Consider the following 7,516-nt stretch of genomic DNA (forward strand, 5'->3'; position numbering starts at 1 on the left):
GAGATCCTCTGAGCCTCCCGCCGATCCGGTTGCCGGAGAAGACGGATGAATGCGCCCCTGCCTTCCAGCCAGCGCAGCGAGCGGCTTTTGCTGCGCCGCCCGGCAGAGGCTGATCTGGATTTCCTGATCGATCTCTTTTCGCGCGGGGAGCTTGTTGCGCATCGACCCGACCCTGTTCCGGATAGAGCCCAGCAGAGCGCCGCGCGGCTGAGGCGCGACATCGGTCATTGGGACAAGCACGGCTTTGGCCGCTGGGCAGTCGAGGCGGATGGAAAGTTGATCGGCTTCGGCGGCGTCACGGTATCGGCGGATTTCGACGGTCTGAACCTGTCCCATCATCTTCATCCGGCGGCCTGGGGACATGGCTATGCCACGGAATTGGTGATGGAAGCACTGCGCACCGCGTTCGGCCCCTTGCGTGCCGATCGGGTTGTCGGCCTCGTCCGCCCCGCCAATCCGGCCTCGCGACGGGTGCTGGAGAAATGTGGCTTCGCCTTCGAAAAAGAGGTGATGCTGCGCGGGGCGCCAACGATACTTTTGGCATTGGCGCACCCGGGAAAAGCCAATATTTCAGGCCCGGCCGCCTAGAGCGGCGCGCCCGGTCCTAAAGCCCGGACGCGCCGGAACTATTCCGCGGCAATCGCGGCTGCTTCGCATCCGTCCATCTCGCACTCAGTCGTGGCAAGGCTGCGTTGGCCGAGCAGCACCGTGGCCAGTGCGATCGTGCCTGAAGCCACCGACACCCAGAACCCGCTCTTGGCGCCGAACGCATCCACCATCGCGCCGGCCGCGAACGAGCCCAGCGCCATGCCGATGCCGATGCCGGTCATGACCCAGGTGATGCCTTCGGTCAGCATCGCTTCCGGCACATGCCGCTCGATCAGGCCGAACGCGGTGATGAAGGTCGGCGAGATCGCCACACCGCTGATGAACACGGTCAGCGCCAGCAGTGGCACGGTGTCGGCGGTGAGCGGCAACAGCGTGCCGAGCGCGACGAGGGCGACTGCGATGGCCAGCTGGCGTTTCAGCGGCGCCTTCAGGCTGAGCGCGCCGACGATGATGCCGAGCACGAACGATCCCAGCGCATAAACGCCGATGACGAGGCTGGCGGCGCCCGGTTGGCCAAGCTCCTTGGTGATCGCCACGGTGGTCACTTCCGTCGTCGCGAAGGTTGCGCCGATGAAGATCAGGGCGAGGGTGATGATCTGAACCGGCCGCAGGCGGATCGCCGAGCCGCTTGAGTTATGGTCGACCGGCCGCACCCGGGGCTCGGTCGAGCGTTGCAGGATGAAGGCCGCTGATCCGAATGCGAGAAATAATGTGCTCACCAGAACGCCGGCTTCCGGGAACAGGGCGGCACTCAGGCCGACCGATAGCGATGCCCCGGCGATATAGACCAGTTCATCGGCCACGGACTCGAAGGCGAATGCGGTGTTCATCTGCGGCCGCCCCCGGAAAATCTCCGTCCAGCGCGCGCGCACCATCGCCGGTATGCTTGGCATGGCGGCGGCCAGCAGTGCCGATACGAACAGAGTCCAAACCGGCCAGTCCTGGTTGGCCGCCGCTATCAGGACCGCGAAAGCCAGCACCGCGATGATGGTGGTGGGCACCACGATTCGTGTCTGGCCCAGGCGGTCCACCAGTCTCGATATCTGCGGCGCGACGAAGGCGTTGGCCAGCGCGTATGTCGCCGAGACGGCTCCGGCCAGCCAGTATTCGCCACGCGTCTGCGACAGCATCGCCACGATGCCGATGGGCGCCATGGCGATCGGCAGGCGCGCCATGAAGCCGGCGGCCGCAAAGCCCTTGGCTCCCGGGGCACGAAAGATTTCCGCGTAGGGATTTTGCATCGGTTGGTTCCTCGACAAAGGACGATTGGACAATTACATACGGAGCGTATGATCATTAAATAGACCATACGTCGCGTATGTCAATTGGCATACGTTGCGTATGTGAATAGGGCCAGAAGCCATGCACAGACCCCGCAAGGAGATGATCGCCGAGACGCGCGCCAAGCTGATCGCGGCGGCCCGTCATGCCTTCGGCACAACAGGCTATGCGGAAGCCTCGATGGATGATTTCACCGCTTCGGCCGGGCTGACGCGCGGCGCGCTCTATCATCATTTCGGCGACAAAAAGGGGCTGCTGCAGGCGGTCATAGCCCAGATTGACGGCGAGATGGCGGCGCGCATCAATGAGGTCGCGTCGAGAGCGCCGACCCGTTGGCAGCATTTCGTCGACGAGTGCTCGACCTATATCGAGATGGCGCTGGAGCCGGAAATCCAGCGCATCATGTTCCGGGATGGCCCGGCCGTGCTGGGGGATCCAGCGCAATGGCCGAATTGCAGTGCGTGCATCGCTTCAATGACCGACCATCTGACCGCGCTGCAGGAGGAGGGGGTCGTTGTCTCCAGCCTCGACCCCGAGACGGCCTCGCGACTGATCAACGGAGCGAGCAGCCAGGCAGCGCAACGGATCGCCAATTCGAGCGACCCCGAAGCGACGTCGAAGAAGGTGGTGACGGCGTTCAAGCAACTGCTCGAAGGCCTGCTCAAGAAGCCGGACCCGCAGTCGAATTGAAGTTCCCACCGGAGCTTTCGTGCCGGCAGCTGTTCCCGATAGGAATTTTTTCTTGACTCGGTGACCTCAGCTAAGGTACATATTCGTCCATGGTGCTGATTTGCGCCAGTGACCCGCCGCACAGGCGGGTTTTTCGTTTGATGCTCCGTCAGCCTACGCGCCGGCGAAGGCTCCGAAGAAACCCGTTAGCCCGAATTCGTTGCCCTTTGGCGTCAGGGCCGGCAATTGACAATCGCCGGGTTGAGTCCATCCTCTTCCACCATCTCTGAGGCGGAGATTCGGGGCACATGTGGGATTTTGAGATCGGCCGGTCGGTGTCCATCATGATGCGGACCTGGCCGTTCATCGTCTTTCGCATGATCGTCTATTTCGGCATCACGCTGGCCTACATTATGGCGACGGGCACCGGCGCCTCGGTCGGCTATGGCGTCGGCCATATCTCCACTGATCCCGACGGGCCCATGTCCTTTGCCCTGTGGGGCGGCGTGGTCGGGTTTGGCCTCGTCTCGATCGCTGTGTATTGGATCCGCGAATACATCCTCTATGTCGTCAAGGCCGGCCACATCGCCGTCATGGTTCATCTGATCGACGGCCGCGACATTCCCGGCGTCAGGACCAGATCGCCTATGCCAGGGATATCGTGACCCAGCGTTTCGCCGAGGCCAACATCCTTTTCGTCGTCGACCAACTCGTCAAGGGCGCCATCCGCGCCATCACCGGCCTGCTCGGCGGCATCGCCGCCTTCCTGCCGATACCGGGCCTGAGCGGCCTGGTCTCCTTCATCAACACGGTGATCCGCCTGTCGCTGACCTATGTCGACGAGATCATCCTCGGCTACAACATCCGCATCAATTCAGCCTCGCCCTTCGAGACGGCGCGCCAGGGCGTCGTGCTCTATGCCCAGAACGGCAAGGTCATGGTCAAGAACGCCGTCTGGCTGGCGGTCATCATGTGGGGCGTGTCGTTCATCATCTTTCTGATGATGCTGGCGCCTGCCGGCGCGATTCTGTTCCTGATGCCTGGCCAGCTCGCCGGCTGGGCTTTTGTGCTCGCCATCGTCTTCGCCTGGGCATTCAAGGCGGCATTCATTGAACCCTTCGCCATCGCCTGCCTGATGCAGGTCTATTTCAAGACCATCGCGGGCCAGGTGCCGGATCCGGCCTGGGACGCCCGGCTGGCCGAGGCGTCGTCGAAGTTCAGGGAGCTCAAGGACAAGGCGCTCGCCTCCTTCGGCGGTTCGCGCTGGGCTACGGCCGGCGCCACACCCTGATCGGCCGGGCGGGGGATGTCTGGTGAGGCAGAAACGGTGTTGAGGCGCGCCACGGTGGATTTGAGCTGTGTCTCGCCTTGCCCGGAAAAGGTCTCGCTCATGATCAGCTCCGGCAGCGGCAGCCGCCGTCCCCAGCCATGCGTTTCAAGGTCCGGTTTGGGAGCGAACTCGGAAACACGGCCGACGCAGAGATAGGCGATCGGCGTTACGTGGTCCGGAATGGCCAACAGCCGCTTTAGCGCCTGCGCTTCGATGATGCTGACCCAGCCTACACCGACGCCCTCGGCACGCGCGGCCAGCCAGAAATTCTGCACCGCGCAGACGGTGCTGTAGAGATCCATCTCCGGATTGTGCCAGCGTCCCAGCGGCGAACCCTTCGAGCGCTGCCGGTCGCAGGTGATGCAGATGTTGAGCGCGCTTTCGCAGATGCCTTCCAGCTTGAGCTTGCGGTAGAGTTCCTGCCGCTCTTCGTCGATCGCCGGCAGTTCCTGCTCGCGCGCGGCCAGGAACAGGTCGCGCACCTCCGCCCGTCGCTCGATGTCACGAATGACAATGAAATTCCATGGCTGCATGAAGCCGACCGATGGCGCGTGATGGGCAGCAAGCAGCAGCCGCGCCAGCACGTCGTCATCGATCGCGGTGGGCAGGAAATGGCTGCGCACGTCGCGCCGTGTGAACATGGCGCGATAGACCGCATCGCGCGCACTCTGGTCAAATCCGTCGCCAACAGCAGCGGTCAGGTGTTCCGGCATCGCTTGTCCCCTTGCGATTGCAATTGATATCATCCGCCTGACCATGCGGATGACGATGCCTGCCAGGCCGGTCTTCTGGCTCGGGATCAACCCGCGTCCGGTGCCTTCCCGTCATCGACAGTGGCATTTACCGGCGCGGTCCCCCTCACAGCGTTGGGCACGCCACGGAATTCAACCGTGTTCCCGATTCTCCCGCTTGCGGCGGGCACCAGGCAGTACCAAAAACCTTACGCCGAAGTGCTGAGGACGCCAATGCTTGCAGCGACGCGAATGGACGCAGTCGCGATTTTCCCCAGTCATCGGCCGCCCGTGCATGGCCTTTGTCGATCCGGGTCACTAGATTAGGACGATGACCACCCGTCTCTACACCCATCCGATCTTCCTCGAGCATCTCACGCCGCCCGGACATCCCGAGCGGCCCGACCGCTTGCGTGCCATCGAGCGCGTGCTCGATGAGGAAGCCTTTGCCGGGCTCGATCGTATCCAGGCGCCGGAAGGCGACGAGGCCACCATCCTCTACGCGCATCCCGCCGATTTCGTCGCCCGCGTGCGCGCCGCCATTCCCGACGAGGGGATTGCCCGCATCGATGCCGACACCACTGCCAGTCCGAAGAGCTGGCAAGCGGCGATCACCGCGATCGGCGCCGCCAACGCCGCCGTCGATGACGTCTTTTCGGGCCGCGCCGACAACGTCTTCGTCGCCGCCCGGCCGCCCGGCCATCATGCCGAAAAGACCACGGCCATGGGCTTCTGCCTGTTCAACACGGCGGCGATCGCGGCGCGTTATGCGCAGAAGAAACACGGTGTCGAACGCGTTGCCATCGTCGACTGGGACGTGCATCACGGCAATGGCACGCAGGACATTTTCTGGGACGATCCGTCGGTGCTCTATTGCTCGACACACCAGATGCCGCTTTATCCCGGCACCGGAGCGAAGAACGAAACGGGCGCCGGCAACATCGTCAACGCGCCGCTGGCGCCGCAGACTGGCAGCGAGGTGTTTCGCGATGCCTTCCTGTCGCGCGTCCTGCCCGCGCTCGACAATTTCGCGCCCGACCTGATTATCATTTCGGCGGGGTTCGACGCGCACCACCGCGATCCGCTGGCCGAGATCAATCTGACCGAGGATGATTTCGATTGGGCGACCGGCCAACTGATGCAGCGCGCGGCACGCCACAGCGGCAACCGGCTCGTCAGCCTGCTCGAGGGCGGCTACGATCTGCAGGGATTGGCATTTTCGGTCGCCGCCCATGTCGGGCGACTGATGAAAGGATGAATGATGGCCGATGAGACCAACGAAGACGTCAAGGCGATGAGCTTCGAGCAGGCACTCGATGCGCTGGAGAAGATCGTCGATGATCTGGAGCGTGGCGACGTGCCGCTCGACCAGTCGATCAAGATCTATGAACGTGGCGAGGCGCTGAAGGCGCATTGCGACCGGCTGCTGAAGGCCGCCGAGGACAAGGTCGAGAAGATCAGGCTGTCGCGCGACGGCAAGCCGGTCGGAACGGAGCCGCTCGACGCGGATTGAGGCCCGGTCCGAACATAGGCTCGCCTCACCGGTTTTTGGACATGATCATGATCGAGGATATAACTCGTCCCGATTGAAACAGCTCAAGGACAAGAGGAGATACGGAAGCGATGTGCAGAAACATCAAGACCCTGTTCAATTTTGATCCGCCGGCAACCCCTGACGAGGTGCGCGACGCGGCTCTTCAGTTCGTCCGCAAGCTGAGCGGAACGACGCGACCCTCGAAGCAGAACCAGCACGCCTTCGACCATGCCGTCGAAGCCATCGCGGCCTCGGCGCGCGAACTGCTCGATTCCCTGGAAACCCATCAGCATCCGCGTAATCGCGAAGAGGTGGCGGCCAAGCTGCGGGCAAAGGCGGCGATCCGCTTTGCCTGACGCGGCCAGGCGGCCTTCGACGGCCGACAAGGAGAGTCCATGAGCTTCTTCCCCGGGAAAGACCCTGAGGCAGGCGACGCCTTTGCCAGCGACCAGATCGAATTGATGGTCATTCCGAACGCCAAGGACATCGGCGGTTTTCAGGTGCGCCGTGCCCTGCCGACGGCAAAAAGGCGGCTGGTCGGGCCGTTCATCTTCTTCGACCGCATGGGTCCTGCCATCCTGCGGGCCGGCCAGGCGCTCGACGTCCGTCCGCATCCGCATATCGGCCTGTCGACGGTCACCTATCTGTTCGACGGCAAGATCCGGCACCGCGATTCACTCGGCACCGAAATGGTCATTCAGCCCGGCGACGTGAATTTGATGACCGCTGGCCGCGGCATCGTCCATTCGGAGCGTACGCCGGAGGAACTGCGTGGCGCGCCGATGTCGGTATCCGGTCTGCAGACATGGCTGGCGCTGCCGGACGACAAGGAAGAGGTGGCACCGGTTTTCGAGAACACAGGAGCGCTCAGGCTTCCCGAGATCGATGCCGAAGGCGTCAACGGGCGCCTCATCATCGGCGATTTCCAGGGGTTGCGGTCGCCGGTCAGGGCCGACTCGGAGACGCTCTACGCCGACCTGCGCCTGGCGCCCGGCGCCAGCGTGAAAATCCCGGCCGATGCGGAAGAACGCGCCATTTACACGCTGGAGGGCGAGGTCTCGATTTCGGGCGATGTGTTCCCAGCCGAACGGCTGCTGGTGTTCCGTCCCGGTGACGAGATCGTCGTGTCGTCGCTGACCGGCGCGCATTTCATGCTGTTCGGCGGCGCCTCTCTTGGTTCGAAGCGTTATATCTGGTGGAATTTCGTCTCCTCATCGAAGGAGCGCATCGAACAGGCCAAGCAAGAATGGAAGGCGGGCCGCTTCGACATCGTTCCCGGAGACGAGGAAGAGTTCATCCCGCTGCCGGAAAGCTGATGCCCGTCGCCGGAAAGTGGCAGAACGAAATGCATAGACAAAAGAC

Annotated in this window: 7 protein-coding genes, 2 pseudogenes and 1 riboswitch; of the genes and pseudogenes, 7 read left to right on the plus strand and 2 right to left on the minus strand. The window is 63.2% G+C overall.

Annotation, left to right across the window (positions count from 1 at the left end):
• Window positions 1-45: 45 nt before the first annotated feature.
• The gene (locus EN964_RS18210; protein ID WP_127268179.1) at window positions 46-588 is read left to right on the plus strand and encodes a GNAT family N-acetyltransferase; all 543 of its coding nucleotides are present in this window, start codon (window positions 46-48) and stop codon (window positions 586-588) included.
• A 38-nt stretch (window positions 589-626) separates the two neighbouring features.
• On the opposite strand, the gene EN964_RS18215 is transcribed toward EN964_RS18210, so the two are convergent.
• The gene (locus tag EN964_RS18215; RefSeq protein ID WP_127268180.1) at window positions 627-1,850 is read right to left on the minus strand and encodes an MFS transporter; all 1,224 of its coding nucleotides are present in this window, start codon (window positions 1,848-1,850) and stop codon (window positions 627-629) included.
• Window positions 1,851-1,971: 121 nt separating this feature from the next.
• On the opposite strand from EN964_RS18215, the gene EN964_RS18220 reads away from it, so the two are divergent.
• Both EN964_RS18220 and EN964_RS18225 read left to right on the plus strand, forming a co-directional pair.
• Window positions 1,972-2,580 (plus strand): TetR/AcrR family transcriptional regulator, encoded by a 609-nt coding sequence (locus tag EN964_RS18220; RefSeq protein ID WP_127268181.1) that lies wholly within the window; start codon window positions 1,972-1,974, stop codon window positions 2,578-2,580.
• Window positions 2,581-2,867: 287 nt separating this feature from the next.
• Window positions 2,868-3,850: pseudogene (locus tag EN964_RS18225) on the plus strand (hypothetical protein).
• Window positions 3,851-3,972: 122 nt separating this feature from the next.
• Here the strand turns inward: EN964_RS18225 and bluB are convergent.
• A pseudogene (gene bluB, locus EN964_RS38635) lies at window positions 3,973-4,647 on the minus strand (5,6-dimethylbenzimidazole synthase); the annotation flags it as partial.
• A 2-nt stretch (window positions 4,648-4,649) separates the two neighbouring features.
• Window positions 4,650-4,830: riboswitch (cobalamin riboswitch) on the minus strand.
• A 121-nt stretch (window positions 4,831-4,951) separates the two neighbouring features.
• Here bluB and EN964_RS18235 point away from each other — a divergent pair.
• The 4 genes from EN964_RS18235 (at window position 4,952) to EN964_RS18250 (ending at window position 7,470) form a co-directional block, all read left to right on the plus strand.
• Entirely contained in the window at window positions 4,952-5,878 is a 927-nt protein-coding gene (locus EN964_RS18235; RefSeq protein ID WP_127270331.1) for a histone deacetylase family protein, read from the plus strand.
• 3 nt (window positions 5,879-5,881) lie between these two features.
• The gene (locus tag EN964_RS18240) at window positions 5,882-6,133 is read left to right on the plus strand and encodes an exodeoxyribonuclease VII small subunit (RefSeq protein WP_127268720.1); all 252 of its coding nucleotides are present in this window, start codon (window positions 5,882-5,884) and stop codon (window positions 6,131-6,133) included.
• A 110-nt stretch (window positions 6,134-6,243) separates the two neighbouring features.
• Window positions 6,244-6,510, plus strand: coding sequence for a DUF2277 domain-containing protein (locus EN964_RS18245; protein WP_127268719.1), 267 nt, complete (start codon window positions 6,244-6,246; stop codon window positions 6,508-6,510).
• Window positions 6,511-6,549: 39 nt separating this feature from the next.
• The gene (locus tag EN964_RS18250) at window positions 6,550-7,470 is read left to right on the plus strand and encodes a pirin family protein (RefSeq protein WP_127270330.1); all 921 of its coding nucleotides are present in this window, start codon (window positions 6,550-6,552) and stop codon (window positions 7,468-7,470) included.
• Window positions 7,471-7,516: the final 46 nt, after the last annotated feature.

The sequence above is a fragment of the Mesorhizobium sp. M7A.F.Ca.CA.001.10.2.1 genome, assembly GCF_003998575.1.
GTDB lineage: Bacteria > Pseudomonadota > Alphaproteobacteria > Rhizobiales > Rhizobiaceae > Mesorhizobium.

What these genes read in the sequence shown, in the direction of transcription:
- EN964_RS18210 (WP_127268179.1), top strand. Translation starts at nt 46, where the DNA reads ATGAATGCGCCCCTGCCTTCCAGCCAGCGCAGCGAGCGGCTTTTGCTG.
- EN964_RS18215 (WP_127268180.1), bottom strand. Translation starts at nt 1,850, where the DNA reads ATGCAAAATCCCTACGCGGAAATCTTTCGTGCCCCGGGAGCCAAGGGC.
- EN964_RS18220 (WP_127268181.1), top strand. Translation starts at nt 1,972, where the DNA reads ATGCACAGACCCCGCAAGGAGATGATCGCCGAGACGCGCGCCAAGCTG.
- EN964_RS18235 (WP_127270331.1), top strand. Translation starts at nt 4,952, where the DNA reads ATGACCACCCGTCTCTACACCCATCCGATCTTCCTCGAGCATCTCACG.
- EN964_RS18240 (WP_127268720.1), top strand. Translation starts at nt 5,882, where the DNA reads ATGGCCGATGAGACCAACGAAGACGTCAAGGCGATGAGCTTCGAGCAG.
- EN964_RS18245 (WP_127268719.1), top strand. Translation starts at nt 6,244, where the DNA reads ATGTGCAGAAACATCAAGACCCTGTTCAATTTTGATCCGCCGGCAACC.
- EN964_RS18250 (WP_127270330.1), top strand. Translation starts at nt 6,550, where the DNA reads ATGAGCTTCTTCCCCGGGAAAGACCCTGAGGCAGGCGACGCCTTTGCC.